Origin of the sequence: Stenotrophomonas sp. TWI169, assembly GCF_039674705.1 — a bacterium.
Taxonomy (GTDB): domain Bacteria; phylum Pseudomonadota; class Gammaproteobacteria; order Xanthomonadales; family Xanthomonadaceae; genus Stenotrophomonas; species Stenotrophomonas maltophilia_P.
Map to the genome: position 1 here is coordinate 13,860 of NZ_JBDJOB010000003.1, position 18,719 is coordinate 32,578.

Consider the following 18,719-nt stretch of genomic DNA (forward strand, 5'->3'; position numbering starts at 1 on the left):
ACGTTCAACTTACCTTCTGAAGAGCATTGGGGCGGCCTGGGGCCGCCCCTTTTTTCTCCGACAATGCAGCCCGCGCGATCAGGCTGCCTTCATCGCGTGCTTCCGCGCACGCATCACGTTGTGGCATTCCTGCACTTCCGGCAGCAGCTGGGTCACTTCCTGGCGTACCGCCGGCGGCAGGCCCTCATCCTTCAGCGCGTCCTTGAAAGCTGCCAGCAGGCGGTCTTCCGATTCTTCCAGCTCGGCCACATAGCCATAGTTGGTGTCGCCGAACGCTGCGCGCACCTTGCCGTAGAACTGCTGCATCGAGCCGACCAGGGTGCCGTGCTCTGCAGGCTTGCCACCGGTGGCCGCAACCGCGCCACTGAGTGCCGACACGATGCGGCCCTTGACGCCGGCAATGCGGGTGAACAGTGCCGCCAGTTCGGCGTCCTTCACCTTCGTGGCCGCCTCTTCGTAGAACGACTTGCCGTCGCGTGCGATCTCGATCAGGTCGTTGAGACGATGTTCGATGGTGGACTGGGTGCTCATGTTCTGCTCCTGAAGTTCAGATTCGTTGGGAACGGACAACGGTGTGCGTTGCCTGCATCACTACCTTGGACAAAGGAATGTGGCCCCGGGGTGAGCGTCGTTTGATGCATGCATCACGTCGCTCAACGCGGCCTGACCGCCGCTACCAAGGCACGAAAAGGATGATCCCGGTAATCACCAGCACGGCGGCCAGCACTCCCAGCAGCACCTTCCCTTGTCGCCAGCTCGGCGTCGGTTTTCCTGGCGTGTTCATCGTGTTTTCTCCTGTCGATGCGGACGCTGGCAGCCTGATGCATACGCCAGCGTCGGCACGTGCACGCCATGTGCATCGCGCGTGCACATGTGAGGGCCCTGCATGGACCATGCCGGTGGACAGCGATATCGCGCTCACCGCCTGTACGCCGGGCATCAACGCCGGGCCCGCTACGGTCATCCTTCCTTCCCGACTGGAGCCGCACATGGCCATCAAGACTGCCGAAGACCTGTTCATCCACGAACTTTCGGACATCTACAGCGCCGAGAAGCAGCTGACCAAAGCCCTGCCCCGCCTTGCCCGTGCGGCCGAGAATCCGGATCTCGCCGCCGCCTTCGAAACCCATCTGGAGGAAACCCAGGGCCAGATCGAGCGGATCGACCAGGTGGTCGAGACGCTGGGCATCCGTCTCAAGCGCATCAAGTGTGCAGCGATGGAAGGGCTGGTGGAGGAAGGCAAGGACGTCATCGACAGCATCGACAAGGGACCGGTGCGTGATGCCGCACTGATCGGTGGCGCCCAGAAAGTCGAGCACTACGAGATTGCGTCGTACGGCACCATCGCCGCACTGGCCAAGCAGCTGGGCTACAAGGACGCGCTCCCCCTGCTGCTGGAAACACTGGCCGAAGAAAAGTCGACCGACGAGAAGTTGACCCTGCTGGCCAAGGGGGGTGGCAACGCCAAGGCAGCACAGGCCGCCTGAGTTCCACTGCCATACGCCGCCAGGAACGGCGGCGGCAACAGGAGATCCCGATGCATCCGGATATCATCGGCTGGATGGCGACCCTTGTGCTGGTCGCCACCTTGCTCAGGCAGATGGTCAAGCAGTGGCGTTCGCCACATCCCGAGACACTGTCACGATGGTTGTTCGCCGGCCAGGTGGTGGCCTCGGCGCTGTTCACCCTCTACAGCCTGATGCTGGGCAGCAGCGTCTTCGTAGTGACCAATCTGCTTCTGTTGGCGACGGCTCTGCTTGGGCAGGTGTTGGCGCGGCATAGCCAGAGGCAGGCACCCCTGCCTCCGCCCTGTTGATCACCGCTGGCGGATACCGGCCGGCCCGGGATCGCCGAACAGGACCTGATCGCGGGGACAGAAAAAGCTGCGTCGCCGGGTTCTGCCCAGATACTGCTTGCTGACGGGGCTGCCACATCGCGGACAGCTGCGTTTGGCATGCACCTGCCAGTGCTTCTTGAGCTCGTGGCGACGCTTCCATTCCAGAAACTCGTAGCTGTAGGTCCTGGCTTCGCGGATCAGTGAACCCAGCCTGCGCGGCGGCAGGTCACCCACACGCGTGGCCGGGTGTACGCCGATCCGGAACAGCACCTCGTTCTTGATGATGTTGCCAACGCCGGCAAAAACGTTCTGGTCCAGCAGTGCGTCGCACACCAGGGCGTCAGGCATCGCTTTCAGGCGGCGGCGCGAGAGCCGGGGGTCCCACGCATCACTCATCACATCGGTGCGCCAGTTGTAGGCTTCTTCCAACGGGCCGTCGATGAGTTTGACCGAACAGGCATAGAGGTTCAGTTCGCCGGCATCGAACCTCAGCGATACGCGCGGAGGCGAAGGCTTACGCTCATCGATACGCCAGCTGCCGAACAGCATCAGATGGATCCGCAAGGTATGCGTGCCGAACTCCAGCAGGAAGTGCTTCCCCCAACTGCGCACGGATCGCACGCGCTGCCCTGCAAGCATGGACAGGTCAATCCGGCTGTTGCCCCCGACATGTCGCAGTATCTGGCCGGTGAACATCTCGGCGGCCTCGCGCAGCAGCACGATGGAAGGGCCTTCAGGCATGGCCGTGTTCTCCGAGCAGTGCCTGCAATCGCAGTGCATTGCTGACCGCATGGCCCTGCGCCGTGTTGTCCAGGATCATCCAGGCGCAATGGCCGGCACGCGCGCGGTCCCTGAGCAGCCCGGCCAGCCGTGCCAGTGTGGTCTCGTCATAAGCGCTGCGATAGATATCCGGCTGGCCGTGCCATCGCCAATAGCTCCAGCCGCGGGCCCCGCCCGGCTCGCCCGCCTGCGCGACCCGCGCCGGGTCCGCCGCCACGCGCGCGATGTCATGGACCGCCAGCAGCGCATCCACCTCGGCACTGAACCAGGACGGATGTCGAGGCTCGCACGCCACCGGCCTGCGCGTGCGCCGACGCAGATCGTGCAGAAACGGTTCGACGTGCTGCGGCTCGTACGCCAGGCTGGGAGGCAACTGCAACAGCAGCGCACCCAACCGGCTGCCGAGTTCTTCCACCGTAGCCAGGAACGGGTCGAGCAGCGGGCCGGCACCGCGCAGCCGCTGCTCGTGCGAGATGGAACGCGGCATCTTCACCGTGAAGCGGAAATCGTGCGGAACGGAAGCGGCCCAGCGCCGATAGCTCTGCGGCAGGTGCGGGCGATAGAACGAGGAGTTGATCTCGACCAGGGAAAAGCGCGTGGCGTAGCGCTGCAGCAGACTGTCGCCTCCACCGAAGCTGGAGCGATCCTCCGCCGACAGGGACCATCCTGCGCAACCGATGCGTATCCGCGTTCCGGCAGCGTGCTGCCCCACCCCAACGCTCATGAACCGTCCCCGCCAGAAGGCGCGGCCTGCATCATCGGTCCGCCCTGACCGGTTCGCAGCAGAGGCGCCGTCAACAGCTGCAGCCTGTCCAGCGCGCTGGTCGGAATTCCGGTGATGACCGTGCTGCGCGCGAACCCGGTCCAGTCGGACAGTGCCACCCTGCCGAGTGCCGAGTGCTCCACCTGCAGCCAGCCCATCCGCCAGTGCGAGAACTGGCGGCGACCGATGCGACCGCGGTTGAGCTCGACCACACTGTGATGGCTGCTGCTGTCGAGGATGCGCCGCCACGCGGCGTCCATGCCCTGCTGTGGCCCCTCCAGGTACTGCAGGAAGCGATGGCCATCGAACAGAAGCACGCCGGTGATGTCCGCTGCTTCATTGAATGCCAACGCGTCGTCGACGAGACCGCGCAGCCGCTCCGCGCTCAATGAGGCAACGGCTTCGCTCGCATAGGCAATCGCACGCAGAGGCATGGGGGCGCCGACGGTTGCAATAGGCTCTACATTAGTCTTCGCCGCCGAAGGTCCAGTGACTTCGGCGTGGAGGCTGCGTTCAAGTGTGGGGTCGACTCTGCACTCGAGGAGATGGCACGAGGTATACGGCGGCCAAACACGGGAAACATTCCAGGGCCGACCAGAACCGGAACCCGGGCAACAGCAATCGCGGTTTCGCTTCGTTGCAGTGGTGCTCCAGCCCGTCGCCCTGCCCGTTGCCGCCGATGCGCGCTCAGGCCTGCAGTACGGATGAGGGAGCGGCAGGAGGCATCGTGTGCATACGCGCGGCATCGGCCGGGCGCCCCTCCGCAGCAGACAGCACCTGCATGACCCGATGCTCCGCTCGACGCTGCGCGGCCTCCACGCCCACCACGTAGACGAAGCGGCCATCGAACTTGGCCTGTGCGCCGTCGAGGCCGTCTGCCAACAGCAGTGCCCGCTTCAGCGACTTCATCCAGGCGCGGGAGGGCACCCTGTCAAGTTCGACGACGACTGCCATCCCACCGCAGGCGAGCGGCATGCTTTCCACGCGCAGCACCTGGGGCGCAGACAGGGATCCGGAAGCGTTCATTGGGCGACTCCTCGTGCGGGGACGGCGGCAGTATCCACAGTGATCGCCAAGGCATCGTCAACGTTGCCGGCCCATCCGTGCACGCTGCCTGCACGGCACGCGCGGCTTCGCGTCGACACCACATCATCTCCGCATCGCCTTGATGGCCTGCGGCGGACACTGTCGTCCCCACGGCTCTATAGACCCACCTCATGCCTCCCACGACCGGCCAGCCTCCCTGCAATCTGCTTCTGGTGGAGGACCAGTTCGATCTGGCGGCACTCATGGAACAGGCACTTGAGGACAGTGGCGACCACGTCACCCATGCCTACAGCGTGTTTGATGCCCTCGGCCTGCTGGACCGTCAACGGTTCGATGGCGCGGTACTGGATGTGGAACTGCGCGATGGCGTGGTGTTTCCGGTAGCCGACCGCCTGGCCGAACTGAAGATTCCCTACCTGTTCGTCTCCGCGGTGTACGACCAGCTGGTACCTGCACGCCACCGGCTTGCCCCCTTCGTCGCCAAGCCGTTCCACATCGAGGGCCTGCAACGCGCTGTCCGTCAGACGCTCTGCAGCGATACGGCGGCGGGAGGCCAGCGCTGAACCAGATCGTGCAGCAGCGAAACGCGCTCCGCCGAGGGCGGCTCAGGCCGCGCGGGCGTAGGGCTCGACCACGGCAAGCAGCCGCTCCATCGCCGTTGCATCCTCGTGACCGTCGGCAGCGCGCAGGATGAAGCTGGTCCAGTCCGCCCGGGCGATGTCCCGCAGGATGTCCGACTCTGTATGCAGGCATCGCATTGGCCAGAACGGCAACCGGCGCTGACCGACTCGACCGTGGGCCAACTCGATGATGCCACCATGGCTGCTGGCACCCGTCACCCGTGAGTAGGCCACCTCCAGTCCATCCGGTGGGCCTTCCATGTACTGCAGGAACCGCTGCCCATCAAACAGCAGCACACCGGTTACGCCCGCGCCTCGATTGAAACGCGCGGCGTCGGCCATCAGGGATTCCAGCTTCCCGGTCGTGAAGCCCTCGCTGGCCTCACTGATGTAGACGATGGCTCTGTTCGGCACGCTCCGGCTCCTGCTCCCACAAACGCCGAGCGTATCGTGCCTCCCGTTCACCGCCTGTGTACGCGTACCGTGACCCGGTTACACTCCGCTGCATTCATACTCGTGTTGGCGGCCGCAACGCGGCGTCATCGCGACAGAGACCGGGCTGAGCGCAGGCAGTGCAGCAGCTCCCACAGCCATGAGAACACAACCACCACCGCCGGCAGCAGCGTGAGCACCCACTCCTGCGCCGGCGCCGGGCGCCATTGCAGTGCCCACGAAGGTTCAGCGTGATGGGCCACCCAAAGCACGAACAGCCACGGTGCCACATCCAGCACGCTGTGCACATGCTGCTCGGCCGGACTGATGCGTCGCCGGCCATCCGCGCTGGCGGTATCGAGATACCCCGCGATCGCATGGGCGGCCGCCAGCACGGCAAGCAACACCGCCAGCGCCCGCGTATCGGCCAGCAGCAACCAGGCCAGCACACCAGTCCCCACAAGCCCCAGCTGCACCCCATGCAGCGTGCTCTCGCGCAGGCCCGAGGTGTGGGGCAGATCGGTGCGGCGATGAAAGTGGAAGTCCAGCGTGCCTGCGGCAAGCCACAGCACGTACAGGACCATCATGGCCGAGCCGCTCATGCTGCTCTCACGGCGTAAGCACGATCTTGCGGCAGTCATCGTCCTTGGCATCGAACATCGCGTAGCCCTGTGCGGCGTCGGCCAGCCGCATGCGGTGGGAGATGATGTCGCCCGGGTCGAGGCGGCCCTCCATGATGGCATCCAGCAGTTCCGGCATCAGGCCCTGCACATGCGTCTGTCCCATCTTGAAGGTCAGGCCCTTGTCAAAAGCATCGCCGAGCAGGAAGCCGTGGATGAAACCGGCATAGACGCCGGGAATGCTGATCACGCCGCCTCTTCGCGCGGCCGCGATGCACTGCCGGATCGCCACGCCACTGCTGCCTTCCAGCTTGACGGTGGTCAGCGCTGTTTCCAGTGCACTGCCTTCGGCCTCGAATCCGACGGCCTCGATGCAGGCATCCACGCCCCGGCCACTGGTCTGGCTGAGGATGTAATCGGCAGGATCCGGAATATCCCTGAAATCGATCGGAATGACGCCGTAGGCATCCCGTGCATAGTCCAGCCGGTAGGACAGATGGTCGACCATGAAGATGGTTTCCGCACCCAGCAGGCGGCAGCATGCTGCGCTCATCAGGCCGACTGGACCCGCTCCGAAGATGGCCACGGTCGAGCCCGGCCTGATGCCCGCGTTGAGTGCAGCCTGGTAGCCGGTGGGCAGGATGTCGGACAGGAACAGGACCTGCTCGTCCGCCACACCGTCCGGAATCCGCAGCGGGCCGATGTTGGCCTTGGGCACGCGGACAAATTCAGCCTGCCCCCCGGCCACGCCCCCGTACAGGTGGCTGTAGCCGAACAGCGCTGCAGGAGGCAGCAGGCCTTTCTGGTTGAGCGCCGCCCCCTTGCCGGAATTGGTGGTCTCGCAGGCGGCATACTCGGCCAGGCGGCAATGGAAGCACTCACCGCAGGCGATCACGAACGGGATCACCACGCGGTCACCGGCGCGCACCTGGGTAACGGCGCTGCCGACCTCTTCCACGATGCCCATGAATTCATGGCCGAGCACATCGCCATCATGCAGGTCCGGGATCTTGCCGCGATACAGGTGCAGGTCCGAGCCACAGATGGCTGTTGCGGTCACGCGCAGGATGAGATCGTCATCCTGCGCCAGCACCGGATCGGGAACTGTCTCGACGCGCACATCCCTGCGGCCGTGATAGGTCAGTGCCTGCATCGTGCTTCTCCAAGGGAACGGACCTGCAGGATCGCAGCCCGCCCCCTGCGGGCAGAGTGACCGCACGGTGTGCGGGATGTTCATTCGACTGCGCCATTGCGTTAACCCGGACGCGCGCAGGCTGGAGCCTCCATCCACGGGAACACTGCCATGAGCAACAAGCTGCCGTTCAACCCCACGGTCGATGTCGATGACCAGGCCAAGGCACATACACCCGACAAGCGCCGCAACGACAACGCCAGATGGAAGGAGCACGACATGCCCGACGATGGCGATGGCCCCAAGGCGCGCCCGGATGACTATGAACGGCTCGATCCGGACCCCACCGGAAAGCGCCATCGCTGAGTCCGCCTCACGGACCGCATGCGCCGGATTCACGGATGTTTCGTGACCGGCCACGCAAGCTCACCGCATCCCCCATAGGATCTGCATGGCGAGGTGCTGCATGTGGAAGCGGAACGGTCTGTCACTGGTGCTGCTGGCTCTGACCGTGCTGTTCATTGCTGGCCAGGCACTGTCAGGACTGCAGGTGCACAACGAAGAGCTGGTCCACCACGGCCGCGCGCCACTGGATCTGTGGCATTACCTGGCCAGCGGCCACTTCATCAGTGCCACCTTCGAGAACTGGGAAAGCGAGTTCCTGCAGATGGGCATGTACGTGCTGCTCACCGTCAGCCTGCGCCAGCGCGGCTCTGCGGAATCGCGCCCGCTCGACCCTGCACAGGAACACGCACGGATCGAGCCCGGCCCGACACCCTGGCCGGTGCTGCGTGGCGGTATATGGAAGACGCTCTATGGACATTCACTGGCGATCGCCTTCGGACTGCTCTTCCTGGTCAGCTTCAGTCTGCACGCCGTCGGCAGCTGGAAGGCAGAACAGGTGGAACAGCAGTTGCAGGGGCTGCCCCCTCCGTCCTTCCTGCAGCATCTGACCAGCAGCACGTTCTGGTTCGAGTCCATGCAGAACTGGCAAAGCGAATTCCTGGCGGTACTGGCCCTGGTCGTGCTGACCATCTTCCTGCGGCAGAAGGATTCCCCGCAGTCCAAGCCCGTGCAGGCGCCGCATGCGCAGACCGGAGACTGAGCCATGCCACGCCAGAATGCCACGACCGCACTGCTGGTCATCGACATGTTCAGCCGCTTCGATTTTCCCGACGCTGGCGCGCTGGCGCCCCTGGCGGAGCGGGCCGCGACCCGCATCCGCAGGGTGCGTGACCATTGCGATGCCCGCCGCTGGCCGGTGATCCATGCCAACGACAACTTCTCCGACTGGCAACGGGATTTCCGCCAGCAGGTGGAGCAGTGCAGGCGGGACGGTGGCAGTGCCGCGCGCATCGCGGACAAGTTGGCGCCGGCCCCTCACCACTATTTCGTGCTCAAACCGAAGCACTCGGCGTTCCTCGCCACGCCCCTGCCGATCCTGCTGGCCAAACTGGGGGTCCGCCACCTGTGGCTCACCGGCATGGCGACCGATTCCTGCGTACTGGCGACCGCGCTGGATGCCAACGCGCGGGAGTTCAAAGTAACCGTGGTGGCTGATGCCACCGCGGCGCTGCCAGCACGCAGGAGAGTGGCACTGCAGACGCTGGAGCGTTCAGGCGCCGCACGGATCGAGACGGTTGCCGGGCTGCTGTCCTCGCCGCGGCGAGCGCAGCACTGAGCAACGGTCGATTTCCGGTCCTGCCGCTCGTCGAAACAGGGAAGGCAGGCCTCCGGCCGGCCGGAGCACCTCCGATGACCGCGATCCTCACTGCCTTCGCCACCTCGCCCGATCGCGGCCAGGGCCTGGCCCGCGACATGCGCGTGCGCTGGGCACTGGAAGAACTGGGCGTGGCCTATGACGTCCAGCTGCTGTCCTTTGCCGAGATGAAGCAGCCGGCCCATCTGGCGCGCCACCCCTTCGGGCAGATCCCCACCTACCAGGAAGGCGAGCGGGTGCTGTTCGAATCCGGCGCGATCCTGCTGCACCTGGCCGAGCACCATCGCGGCCTGCTGCCGGCCGGGGACAGCGCCCGCATGCGCGCGATCATGTGGATGTTCGCTGCGCTGAACACCGTCGAGCCGCCCATCGTCGAGCGATCCATGGCATGGCTGCTGGAACGCGAGCAGCCCTGGTATGCACAGCGGCAGGTGATGCTGGACGAGCGCGTGCACGCACGGCTGTCCCAGCTGTCGGCATGGTTGGGCGACAGGGCCTGGCTGGAGGACGAATTCAGCGTTGGCGACCTGATGATGGTGGCGGTGCTGCTGCGTCTTCAAAGCAGCGGCATGATCGGCGGGTATCCGACGCTGGCCGCCTACCTGGCACGGGCCACGGAACGCCCTGCCTACCAGCGCGCATTCGCCGCCCAGCGGGCGGTCTTCCAGAGCCGGTAGCCCTGCATCGGGCGGAACCCCGATGCGCCGACACGGTTGACGCCTCACCAGGCTGCGCCTACAGTCTGCGCCGCAGCCCCGCAACGGCGCTGCCGCAGGCGTTATCGTCATCCAACGCGCCCACAGCCGGGAGGGCCTCAGCAGAGGAAACCCGGGCGACAGGCGCCACGGTACTGCCCTGCCCTTCGCTCCTGCGGGAGTGGATGCATCACGCCGTGGCCTTTCCCAAGACCCTCTGGAAAGGCACTCCCATGAACCTCACCGGCAACACCATCCTCATCACCGGCGGCAGCCGCGGCATCGGCCGTGCATTGGCCGAGGCGCTCCACGACCGCGGCAACCAGGTCATCATCACCGGCCGCGACCGGGCACTGCTGCAGGCGATCGGCGAGCAGCGCCCGGGCCTCGTCGCCCTGCCGCTGGAGCTGGGCGATCCTGCATCACTGGCGGACCTGGCCGAGATCGTCCATGCCCGCTTCCCCAGCCTCAACGTGCTCATCGCCAACGCGGGCATCTCCCGCCCGGAAAACCTGGCCAGCGGCCACTGGGACGACTTCGATGCCGAAGCCATCATCGACACCAACATCCTGGGGCTGCTCCGCACCGTGGCCACGTTCCTGCCGTTGCTGACACAACAACGCAGCGCCACCTTGATGGCCACCGGTTCTGCGCTCGCCTTCCTGCCACTGGCCAGCTTCCCGACCTACTGCGCCAGCAAGGCGTTCCTGCATTCGTGGCTGGTATCGCTGCGTCATCAGCTTCGCCATCTGCCGGTGGAGGTGCTGGAACTGTCGCCCCCGTATGTGCAGACCGGACTGACGGGTGAGGCGCAGGCGACCGACCCGCGCGCGATGCCCGTGCAGGAGTACGTGCAGCAGGTTCTGCTGAAGCTCGAGCGTGGGGACCACCCGCGGGGTGAGCTGCTGCTGGAGCCGGACCAGGCGCGACGCTGGGCCGAACGCGATGGCACCTACGACACGCTCTTCGCACTGATGAATCCAGCCTAGCGCAGGCACGGAATGCAATGTAGGCCGCCGCCGGCAGACGCCGGCGGTGGCTTCAGCGCGCGCTGCGCCGGCAGGCCGCCTGCACCAGCATCAACTGCGCGACCAGGATCAGCATCGCGCATCCCGACAGCAACCACGGGTCGATGTACCACTGCGCGTTGAAGCTGAAGCTGCCTGAGGAAATGCGCTTCCAGCCGTTGAAGTGCTGCATCGCCGCGACCACGAACGCGAAGCCTCCCGCGGAGAAGGAGAGCCAGGGCACGACGATGCCGCCGGGCCGCGCGAACAGGGTCAGCACCCCCAGCACGCCGATGACCGTGCGCTGCACACGGCAATAGGGACAGACGTAGGCCAGCCCGCTCCACTCCACCGACCACGCCAGCAGGCTCACCAGCACAGCCACGGCGCCTGCGATGTACAGGGTCTTCGCTGGAATCGTCATGCCGCCATCGTCTGCCATCCTGTGCCTCCTTCGTCTCCGGACCCGCGCAGGGTAGCGTGAAACGCGCCGTATGACCCCACCCCGCAGCCCTGTGCGCGGAATGCTCTCAACGCGGGCTTCACCGGCTCTGGAGTCCGATCGGCCCATCTCCTGTGCCCTCGCGCACGGCCACCCTGCCTGTCTCCGCCTGAGGATATCGACGTGAACCACTCATCGCCTCCCCTTGCCATCCTCGTTGCACGCGTACTGCTGATGCTGCTGTTCCTGGTCTCCGGCCTTGGCAAACTCGGCAACCTGGCCGGCACACAGAGCTACATGGAGACGATGGGCGTGCCCGGCATCCTGCTGTGGCCAACCATCGCGTTCGAGATCATTACCGGCCTGTGCATCCTGCTGGGCTTCCAGACCCGTCTGGTCGCCGCGGTCCTGGCCGCCTTCAGCCTGGTGACCGCCTTCATCTTCCATCACCAGTTCAACGATCCCACCCAGCAGATCATGTTCCTGAAGAACATGGGCATCGCCGGTGGCTTCATTCTGCTGGCCTGCACCGGCGCCGGCCGCTACAGCATCGATGGTCGCCGGCGTCGCGGATGAGGGCAGCCTCGTCCATCTGAGGCTGACGGGGGTGGCAGCGTGTCGTTTTTCACCGCTCCCCCGCCTTCGCGATCTGCGCCGGCGCCCGACACCGCGCCAGTTGCGGGCCCCTGCCTTGCCTGCATCGGCGGGCCTGTGATTACGTGGTGCTCCAGATCGGCAACGCGCAAGGTCCTGCATGAGCGACACGGTGGATACCTTCTGCCCCTGGATCATCGGCCGTCCCTGCCTGCCGGTCGGCGAATGGGCGGACTGGTCACAGGTGCTGGTGGCAGTGGTGATCGGCTTCGCTGCCATCTATGTGCCCTGGCAGATGTCCCGCGCGCAGACCCAGCGCCGCATCACCACCTCGCTGACACTGTGCGGCATCACCCTCTTCCAGTTCCTGCAGGCGGCGAAGCTGGCCACGGATCGATCCGGCGACACACAGCTGTATCGCTACCACCGCACCTGCGGCATGGACATGCTCAACTCGCTGCGTCAGATTCCAACGCACGAGCTGATCGACTGGGATGTGATCCACGCACGTATCCATCTGGAGATGCGCTGCGTGCAGCTGATCGAGTACGCCGACAACTGGCATATCGAGCAGGAGGGCTTCGCGCGCCTGCCCGACAGTACGCTGGAGGAGCTGGCGCACCGCATCGGCCTGCTCCATGCAAGCCTGGATGAGGTGCGCGGCCTGCTGTTGCGCAGGCGGATGTTCTGGCCATGGCTCTCGCGCCGGGTCGTTGCCTTCGAGCGGCTGCCGACAGCGCCCGGGCCGGTCAGCCGGAGCGCATCAGCGATCCAATAGGGGTGGCCGACGCCAAGCCCGTTGATCACACGGTGGGGACCGTACCCCCATCGATCCGATACTCCGTCCCTGCGATCGACGCGGAGCGCGGGGAGGCCAGGAAAGCGATCAGGTCGGCCACCTCCTGTGGCTTGGCAGGTCGACCCACCGGAATCCCGCCCAGCCAATCCATCACGATCTTCCTGCCACCTTCGTAATCCGTTCCGGCCTCTGCGGCCATCCTCGCCGCGAACGCCACGGACGCCTCGGTCTCGATCCAGCCCGGCGCAACGCTCAGTACGCGCACTCCCTTAGGTGTCACCTCTCTGGCAAGCGACTTGCTGTACGTGGTGAGAGCGCCCTTTGCCGCAGCGTACGCAGTGGTGGACTCCGGCAGCGGCAGCACGCGCTGGATCGAGCTGACATGGATCACCACACCCGAACCCTGGTGCAGCATCGTGGGCAGCAGTGCACGGTCCAGGCGCACCGCGGACATGAGATTCAGGTTCAGCTCGGCGAACCAGTGCGCATCGCTAATGGCAGCGAAGCCACCACCGGGCGTGTTCGAGCCTCCGAGCACGTTGACCACGATGTCCACACCTCCCCACTGCCGGAGGACGGCCTGCGCAAGGTGATCCGTGCCTTCCGCGGTCGACAGGTCGGCAGCGACGTAGGTGACGCCCTCGCGCGTCTGGGTGGGAACGGTGCGCGCGGACGTCGTCACGCGCGCTCCGGCCTCCGCCAGGGTTTTCACAACGGCAGCCCCCAGTCCCAGCGTTCCTCCTGTGACCACTGCCCTCAGGTCCTTCAGTTGAAGGTCGAAGTTCATGCCGTGATCTCCAGCGATGCGATCCGGCCGCGCTCCAGTCGAAAGCGGTACGTCAGAACCGTCGGGCTGCCGGGAAGGTCACCGGTGACGTCGGCCTGCACCCTGTGGATGTCGTCCTGCCGCTCGATGGCAAACGGCACACTCGTCGCGTGGTACCGGGCCGTTGCCTCGGCCATGAACGCCTTGATGGCGTCGATGCCCACGTAGGTATGTCCGTCGTCCTTCATCACCGCGTGTGCCGTGAAGCACTGCGTCAAGGCGTCCGGGTTCTGCTCTGCCGCGAAGTACGCCGCAATGGGCTCGGGAAGGGTCAAGGCGCTCACGTTTCTGTCTCCTCGGGTGAATGGCCCGTAGGATGCGCACCCAGGCTAATTTATTGAATATCCTAGAATCCGGATGGGCTCTTTAGAAACGAGTACATAATGCGCGGATCCGACTTTGCTGAACTCAGGGCCTTTGTTGCCGTCGTGGAGCGTCAGAGTTTTGCGCGAGCCGCCGAGCATCTTGGCCTGTCGCCTTCGGCGCTGAGCCAGACGATCCGCCAGCTCGAAGGTCGCATCGGCGCCCGCCTTCTGAATCGCACCACGCGCAGCGTCGCACCCTCGGCAACGGGCGAACTGCTCTACAGGCGCATCGCCCCGCTGTTCCGGGAGATGGCTGCTGCAGTGGCGGATGCCGGTGAGGCGACGGGGCGGATGAGCGGCACGCTTCGCATCAACACGCTGGGCATCGCGGCAAGGACGGTCATCGCCCCACGGCTTGCGCGCTTCCATCGCGCGCATCCTGATGTCGTGCTCGACATCGTGGTCGACGATGCGCTGGCCGATATCGTCCGCGGCCGCTTTGATGCAGGCATCCGCGTCGGCGGCCAGCTCGAAAAGGACATGGTGGCCGTCCGCCTCACTCCCGACATGAAGATGATGGCGGTGGCATCGCCCGACTACCTCTCACGTCGAGGCACCCCCACCTCGCCGGCCGAGCTGCACGAGCACGCGTGCATCAACTGGCGACTCGAGATGGATGGCAGGCACTATCGCTGGGAGTTCGAGAAGCAGGGGCATCGGCTCGATGTAGCCGTCGATGGCCCTGTCATCACCAATCACGCTGACGTCGGCATTGCTGCTGCGCTGGGTGGGCTCGGCATTGCCTATCACTTCGAGCAGGACGGCGTAGGCGAACTGCTGGCCCAGGGGCGGCTGGTCAGGGTCCTGTCGGACTGGTCGATCTCACGCCCCGGGCTGTTCCTCTACTACCCGAGCCGGCAGCATCGACCCGCCCTGCTGGGCGCCTTCATCGACTGTCTTCTGGATCAAGGGCCATTCGAAGAAGGGAAGCAGACAGAGGTGCGGTCGCGCTGAGGATGGGGTGGGCGCAGCACTCACAAAATCCGACCATCTCATTGAATTTAAAAGAAATATGCCCCCTCCCTGATCTTTGACTCACATCTTGATTCGCTTTGAATAGGCCTGTGAGTTGCCTCCGAACCAAGCCCAATGGACTAATGGCCACAGCCGTATCGTCCCTCATCAGGCAGATGCATTCCGTAGGCGTCAGGACGATCTCGTCATCCTCGGGGGCCCCTGAAGCAGTGCCCGGCTCCTATTCCAGACTCCGTTCTTCAAGATGCTATTGAATCGGTGCAGGATCATCCTGGGCGGCAGCAGATGTACCCAGGCCCCTTGCAATCCATTGCGCGGGACTGGTCAAAGCATCAGTATCCGCAGACGACAACGGGAAGGAGCATGGATGTGCTGAAGATTCCAAAGAAGGTCTCGGACAGGTGGCCCACAACGGTAAGGTCGCTGGTCTCGGTCGCCATTTCCCACAAGACCAAGGATGTGTCTGAAGCCGATACGGTGACTCTGGTCAAGGACATGCTTGCCGACATCTTCGGTTACGACAAGTACAACGAACTGACTAGCGAGCAGCAGATCAGGGGAACGTTCTGCGACCTGGCGGTAAAAATCGATGGCAAGATCAGAGTTCTGATCGAAGTGAAAGCAGCAGCAATCTCGCTGAACGAGACACATCTACGCCAGGCCATCAACTATGGTGCCCACGAGGGCATCGAGTGGATCGTGCTCACCAACGCTCTGGAATGGCGCCTCTACAGAATCAAGTTCGGCCAACCCATCGAGTACGAACTCGTCTCATCGTTCTGCATAGCAGATGTCAACCTGAAGAACGAAGAAGACCAGCGAAAATTGTTCCTGCTCTGCAGAGAAGGAATCACCTCTGACGCAATGGGCCTGTATCACCAGCACATCTCCGTACTCAACAAATTCACGGTTGCGCAGGTTGTTCTCGGTGAGCCGGTCGTTTCTGTCATCCGCCGGGAGCTTCGCCGTCTTTTCCCGGAACTGAAGATCGAGTCGGAAGCAGTTGTCGAGCTTCTCAACAATGAGATTCTGAAGCGCGAGGTCCTGGACGGAGAGAAGGTGAAGGATGCCCAGCAGCGCATACGCCGCGCAGTCTCCAAGAATGCCAAATCGAAGGCAAAGAACGCTGTTTCGCCCGACACTGCGCGAGAGCCAGTACCGGGCTAGCTCCTAGGGAGCGCGCAACGCCTCTCCAGCTTCATGCCAAGGCGCGATGCTCCCTTTCGCGCCGACGAGGTCACTAGTGGGGGCGGCCACTCAAGGGAGGCCGCCCATCCGACCGGGGTCGGGATGAAAGAGACCGTTGCATGCACTCAGCTCCCGCCACATTCCCCATTGAGACGGGCTGCCAGAAGCCTGCCCGCAACCATCAGATCTGCCCGCGCGATGCTTCCCAGAACCAGCGCAGAACCGCGGCGACTCAAATCCAATGCACTCAAAACCGCCAGTCGTTGTATTTGATTTTCGAATGGTTGTTTGAGCCGCTTTTTGGCATCCAGAGACGTGTGCTTGAGGAAAATCCCAATGGCTGATGCCTCCGCATCTGCAGAGCAGAGGCGCCCCGATCGACATTCGCGAGCGGACGTCTGGACCGAACTCCGTTTTGGATGGGGTCGCGAAACGCCATTGATCCTGCAGGCAGAAACCGCTGAATGTGGGCCAGCCTGTCTGGCCATGGTCGCGGGGCACCACGGTCATCAGGTAGATATGCTGGGAATGCGGGCGAAATTCAGATCTCCGTACTCGCCTGGGGTCTCTCCATCGACGAATGGATCATCATGACTCCTGTCCGGCAATAGGAACCCCATATGACGGAACTTGAGCTCCTCAACAAAGTGGTCAAATGTCTCTTCAATCGGGATGTCGCGTCCAAGCACACTCAGTACGCCGATAGCACTGATCTTTCGCTCGGTCTCCAGCTCGTGAAGCCGCCCAACCGTGCGCGCGATCTTCTCATGCGATCCCTTCCCTTTATGGGTTACCCGGAATCTATCGTTGTACTCGGCTGGACCATCAAAACTAATGCCCACGGCAATACTGAACTCTGAAATCAGATCTTCCCACTCGGCCGTAAGGTGATATCCATTTGTCTGTATGCCAAGACTCAACCCGCATATGGGGGCCAACGTCTCATACAGAGCAGAAACCAGTCCCCTGAAATCGAGATCCCTCATCAGGGTGGGCTCCCCGCCGTGGAAGACAATGTTTACATTCCTGATGCCTAGATCCTCGACGCCACGCTTGATGTAATCAGCGACGGCTGAGAATTTGCCAGGCTTCATGATTGGATCGCGGTCCTTGTAGGAATCATCGCCCATGAAGAAGTACTAACAGTAGCTGCAAGCGAGGTTGCAGCGCTCGATCTTGATGATGACCTGCAGCTCATGTAGCTTCTGAATCGGGGAAGATGCGTTGCTGTTGACTACGTCGATCATGGTTGCCCCATAGGCGTGATTCGGGAAAGATGAAACGGCGTGTATAGGGATCTTGGGGGGGATTGGCACGACACGATCGACGGTTTCGCAGAGTTGTCGGAGTAGTCGATGCTCACTGCTCCTCCATTCCGGCAAGCTGAAATCCATGCAGATCGAGCGTCCAACACATGCTCTTTAAAATCAAACCCATCTATTGCCGCGGGTTTTCCCCCAGGCGTCAGAGAGCTACAGGTCTTCACCTCGGGATCAAGCACAATCACTCCGCCACCGGTAAACAGGCCGTAGTTCCCTTGGCAGTCGTTGCGTGAAACCTCTCGCATCAGTTCGGCGGCAATGCGGAACTGCTGGTCCTTGCTCAAACCGCTGATCGTTTCGCGAAGCACGTAGCCATTCTGGGCTAGAAGTTCGATCATGGCGTTCTGCACCGACGATCGCGCACCGAATGCCTCATTTAAGTCGGTGCGTTCATTGAAACGAGACGAGGAGTTCTCCTGCAGGGTACTTTTCCAGAACGTTCCCAGAGAAGCTGCTGGATCAGAATCTGTCCGGACGAGGTTGAGGAACGTGTAGACCATCCCGCAGGAGTAAGCGAGTTGATACTCGCCCTCACTGATCAGGTCGTTCAATGGTCGCTTCTTGTGCTCTGCCTGGTCGATACATGACTCTGCAGCTGCGCCTACGTCACGCGTGATCCCTTGCTCCTTGCTCCCAGTCTCCTCCGACAGAAACAAGCTCGCTGCCATTTCTGCCCCGCCCTCGAGCAGCATGATTCTGCTTTCCTGCGGGAGTGACTCCATCATCTGCACATCTTGATTCCACTGATGAAATGCTTCATGAGCAATGAAGTGAGACAAGTCTTTTGGAAAGCCTTTTGAGGTGTCCAGGCAACCCGCGCGAAGGCCAATCAGCAGCAGTCCGGGCAATGAGCTTCCGCTGAAGTGGCAGCCCTGCTGGGTATTGGCGCCCTGCTCAATCAAGAAGATTACAGAGCTCACGCTATGCCGCTCAGGTCCGAGGGCGCGCCTATAGAACTTCTGGGCCTTCTCCAGCCAATCCTGATACTGGCTCCTGAACGCCTGTGGCACGCCTTGATCCGCCAGCATCGTTGGAACGGGTACTGGCCGCCCATCGCTGAAGAATGCGTAGCCTTCGAACGCCGTCACCGGAGAGTTTGCCGGGTGCTGTGAGGCTCCTGAATCGATATCGCCACATAGGCGTTCATACTGCGGATCTTCAGGATTGATGAGGGGCCGGAGGTTGATCGCGACAGTTGAGGGCGCCAACCTGGTGATTAGCGGATACTTTCTTCCCTCGGGAAGCAGACTCCTGCTGATATCCAGGGTATAGGCGTGTTCGTCCGAGCGGGCGCTCTTCGACGCTTGCCACTCCTGCAGGTTGAGTTTGGGCGTACCCCGCGAGGTCACTCGCAAAGTCGCCTTTGACATGGCTATGTCGACCTCAAGGCCGGACGCGAGGCAATCACGCTTCCCGGCCCACGCGTTTGCCGTGAGCAGTGCCCACATGAGCAAGGTTGCCAACAGCGCCCACGGCTTTGGAGCTATTGGCACCAGTCGAATGAAAGCCTTGCCGGCAGTTTCGCGCATATCACACCGTCCACAGCCACTTCCTT

The 18,719-nt window shown here is 63.3% G+C and carries 26 protein-coding genes; 13 read left to right on the top strand and 13 right to left on the bottom strand.

Going from position 1 to position 18,719, the window contains the following annotated elements; translation table 11 throughout:
- Positions 1–78: 78 nt before the first annotated feature.
- Positions 79–531 carry a PA2169 family four-helix-bundle protein gene (locus ABE543_RS03100; protein WP_053517176.1) on the bottom strand — a complete coding sequence of 151 codons (453 nt, stop codon included), beginning with the start codon at positions 529–531 and terminating at the stop codon, positions 79–81.
- A gap of 458 nt (positions 532–989) precedes the next feature.
- Between ABE543_RS03100 and ABE543_RS03105 the strand changes: the two genes are divergently transcribed.
- Both ABE543_RS03105 and ABE543_RS03110 read left to right on the top strand, forming a co-directional pair.
- A complete protein-coding gene (locus ABE543_RS03105; RefSeq protein WP_065174478.1) occupies positions 990–1,487 on the top strand; it encodes a ferritin-like domain-containing protein in 498 nt (165 codons plus the stop codon).
- A gap of 50 nt (positions 1,488–1,537) precedes the next feature.
- A complete protein-coding gene (locus ABE543_RS03110; protein ID WP_346475293.1) occupies positions 1,538–1,816 on the top strand; it encodes a hypothetical protein in 279 nt (92 codons plus the stop codon).
- Here the strand turns inward: ABE543_RS03110 and ABE543_RS03115 are convergent, their stop codons facing one another.
- The 4 genes from ABE543_RS03115 to ABE543_RS03130 form a co-directional block, all read right to left on the bottom strand.
- Positions 1,817–2,578: a DNA-formamidopyrimidine glycosylase family protein gene (locus tag ABE543_RS03115; RefSeq protein ID WP_346475341.1), complete on the bottom strand. Its 762-nt coding sequence runs from the start codon at positions 2,576–2,578 to the stop codon at positions 1,817–1,819. It lies immediately after the preceding gene.
- A complete protein-coding gene (locus tag ABE543_RS03120; RefSeq protein WP_346475294.1) occupies positions 2,571–3,341 on the bottom strand; it encodes a DUF72 domain-containing protein in 771 nt (256 codons plus the stop codon). Before ABE543_RS03120 ends, ABE543_RS03115 begins: the two co-directional genes overlap by 8 nt.
- Positions 3,338–3,814: a BLUF domain-containing protein gene (locus ABE543_RS03125; RefSeq protein WP_346475295.1), complete on the bottom strand. Its 477-nt coding sequence runs from the start codon at positions 3,812–3,814 to the stop codon at positions 3,338–3,340. Before ABE543_RS03125 ends, ABE543_RS03120 begins: the two co-directional genes overlap by 4 nt.
- Positions 3,815–4,067: 253 nt before the next feature.
- Positions 4,068–4,406, bottom strand: a complete 339-nt coding sequence (locus ABE543_RS03130) for a hypothetical protein (protein ID WP_346475296.1) — start codon at positions 4,404–4,406, stop codon at positions 4,068–4,070.
- A 191-nt stretch (positions 4,407–4,597) separates the two neighbouring features.
- Between ABE543_RS03130 and ABE543_RS03135 the strand changes: the two genes are divergently transcribed.
- Positions 4,598–4,990, top strand: coding sequence for a response regulator (locus ABE543_RS03135; RefSeq protein WP_346475297.1), 393 nt, complete (start codon positions 4,598–4,600; stop codon positions 4,988–4,990).
- 42 nt (positions 4,991–5,032) lie between these two features.
- On the opposite strand, the gene ABE543_RS03140 is transcribed toward ABE543_RS03135, so the two are convergent.
- The 3 genes from ABE543_RS03140 to ABE543_RS03150 all read right to left on the bottom strand — a co-directional run bounded on the left by ABE543_RS03140 (position 5,033) and on the right by ABE543_RS03150 (position 7,252).
- Positions 5,033–5,461, bottom strand: a complete 429-nt coding sequence (locus ABE543_RS03140) for a BLUF domain-containing protein (protein WP_111186234.1) — start codon at positions 5,459–5,461, stop codon at positions 5,033–5,035.
- 125 nt (positions 5,462–5,586) lie between these two features.
- The gene (locus tag ABE543_RS03145) at positions 5,587–6,081 is read right to left on the bottom strand and encodes a hypothetical protein (protein WP_346475298.1); all 495 of its coding nucleotides are present in this window, start codon (positions 6,079–6,081) and stop codon (positions 5,587–5,589) included.
- A gap of 7 nt (positions 6,082–6,088) precedes the next feature.
- Entirely contained in the window at positions 6,089–7,252 is a 1,164-nt protein-coding gene (locus ABE543_RS03150; RefSeq protein ID WP_197572095.1) for an alcohol dehydrogenase catalytic domain-containing protein, read from the bottom strand.
- A gap of 150 nt (positions 7,253–7,402) precedes the next feature.
- Here ABE543_RS03150 and ABE543_RS03155 point away from each other — a divergent pair, with 150 nt between their 5' ends.
- The 5 genes from ABE543_RS03155 (at position 7,403) to ABE543_RS03175 (ending at position 10,635) form a co-directional block, all read left to right on the top strand.
- A complete protein-coding gene (locus tag ABE543_RS03155) occupies positions 7,403–7,597 on the top strand; it encodes a hypothetical protein (protein WP_053517152.1) in 195 nt (64 codons plus the stop codon).
- A gap of 100 nt (positions 7,598–7,697) precedes the next feature.
- On the top strand, positions 7,698–8,336 hold the full coding sequence (locus ABE543_RS03160) for a DUF6766 family protein (protein WP_053517150.1): 639 nt from the start codon (positions 7,698–7,700) through the stop codon (positions 8,334–8,336).
- Between the two features lie 3 nt (positions 8,337–8,339).
- A complete protein-coding gene (locus tag ABE543_RS03165) occupies positions 8,340–8,912 on the top strand; it encodes an isochorismatase family cysteine hydrolase (RefSeq protein ID WP_197600683.1) in 573 nt (190 codons plus the stop codon).
- Between the two features lie 74 nt (positions 8,913–8,986).
- Entirely contained in the window at positions 8,987–9,628 is a 642-nt protein-coding gene (locus ABE543_RS03170; RefSeq protein ID WP_346475299.1) for a glutathione S-transferase family protein, read from the top strand.
- A 251-nt stretch (positions 9,629–9,879) separates the two neighbouring features.
- Positions 9,880–10,635 (top strand): SDR family NAD(P)-dependent oxidoreductase, encoded by a 756-nt coding sequence (locus ABE543_RS03175; protein ID WP_111186237.1) that lies wholly within the window; start codon positions 9,880–9,882, stop codon positions 10,633–10,635.
- 52 nt (positions 10,636–10,687) lie between these two features.
- Here the strand turns inward: ABE543_RS03175 and ABE543_RS03180 are convergent, their stop codons facing one another.
- The gene (locus ABE543_RS03180) at positions 10,688–11,095 is read right to left on the bottom strand and encodes a hypothetical protein (RefSeq protein ID WP_065174466.1); all 408 of its coding nucleotides are present in this window, start codon (positions 11,093–11,095) and stop codon (positions 10,688–10,690) included.
- 183 nt (positions 11,096–11,278) lie between these two features.
- On the opposite strand from ABE543_RS03180, the gene ABE543_RS03185 reads away from it, so the two are divergent.
- Complete coding sequence (locus ABE543_RS03185) at positions 11,279–11,671, top strand: DoxX family protein (protein WP_065174465.1); 393 nt, start codon at positions 11,279–11,281, stop codon at positions 11,669–11,671.
- Between the two features lie 178 nt (positions 11,672–11,849).
- Positions 11,850–12,467, top strand: coding sequence for a hypothetical protein (locus ABE543_RS03190; RefSeq protein WP_111186239.1), 618 nt, complete (start codon positions 11,850–11,852; stop codon positions 12,465–12,467).
- Between the two features lie 25 nt (positions 12,468–12,492).
- Here the strand turns inward: ABE543_RS03190 and ABE543_RS03195 are convergent, their stop codons facing one another.
- A complete protein-coding gene (locus ABE543_RS03195; protein ID WP_346475300.1) occupies positions 12,493–13,275 on the bottom strand; it encodes an SDR family oxidoreductase in 783 nt (260 codons plus the stop codon).
- Positions 13,272–13,598, bottom strand: a complete 327-nt coding sequence (locus ABE543_RS03200) for a nuclear transport factor 2 family protein (RefSeq protein ID WP_346475301.1) — start codon at positions 13,596–13,598, stop codon at positions 13,272–13,274. The genes ABE543_RS03195 and ABE543_RS03200 overlap by 4 nt, the downstream gene beginning before the upstream one ends.
- Positions 13,599–13,697: 99 nt before the next feature.
- On the opposite strand from ABE543_RS03200, the gene ABE543_RS03205 reads away from it, so the two are divergent.
- From ABE543_RS03205 to ABE543_RS03215, 3 genes are all read left to right on the top strand, one after another.
- Positions 13,698–14,633 (top strand): LysR family transcriptional regulator, encoded by a 936-nt coding sequence (locus ABE543_RS03205; RefSeq protein ID WP_197600688.1) that lies wholly within the window; start codon positions 13,698–13,700, stop codon positions 14,631–14,633.
- 384 nt (positions 14,634–15,017) lie between these two features.
- A complete protein-coding gene (locus ABE543_RS03210) occupies positions 15,018–15,821 on the top strand; it encodes a type I restriction enzyme HsdR N-terminal domain-containing protein (protein WP_196768732.1) in 804 nt (267 codons plus the stop codon).
- 357 nt (positions 15,822–16,178) lie between these two features.
- A complete protein-coding gene (locus ABE543_RS03215; protein ID WP_197600690.1) occupies positions 16,179–16,436 on the top strand; it encodes a cysteine peptidase family C39 domain-containing protein in 258 nt (85 codons plus the stop codon).
- Here ABE543_RS03215 and ABE543_RS03220 read toward each other — a convergent pair.
- Complete coding sequence (locus ABE543_RS03220; protein WP_065181597.1) at positions 16,352–16,972, bottom strand: radical SAM protein; 621 nt, start codon at positions 16,970–16,972, stop codon at positions 16,352–16,354. The two genes, ABE543_RS03215 and ABE543_RS03220, sit on opposite strands and share 85 nt — an antisense overlap.
- Before the next feature lie 113 nt (positions 16,973–17,085).
- Positions 17,086–18,693 (bottom strand): hypothetical protein, encoded by a 1,608-nt coding sequence (locus ABE543_RS03225; RefSeq protein WP_346475302.1) that lies wholly within the window; start codon positions 18,691–18,693, stop codon positions 17,086–17,088.
- Positions 18,694–18,719: the final 26 nt, after the last annotated feature.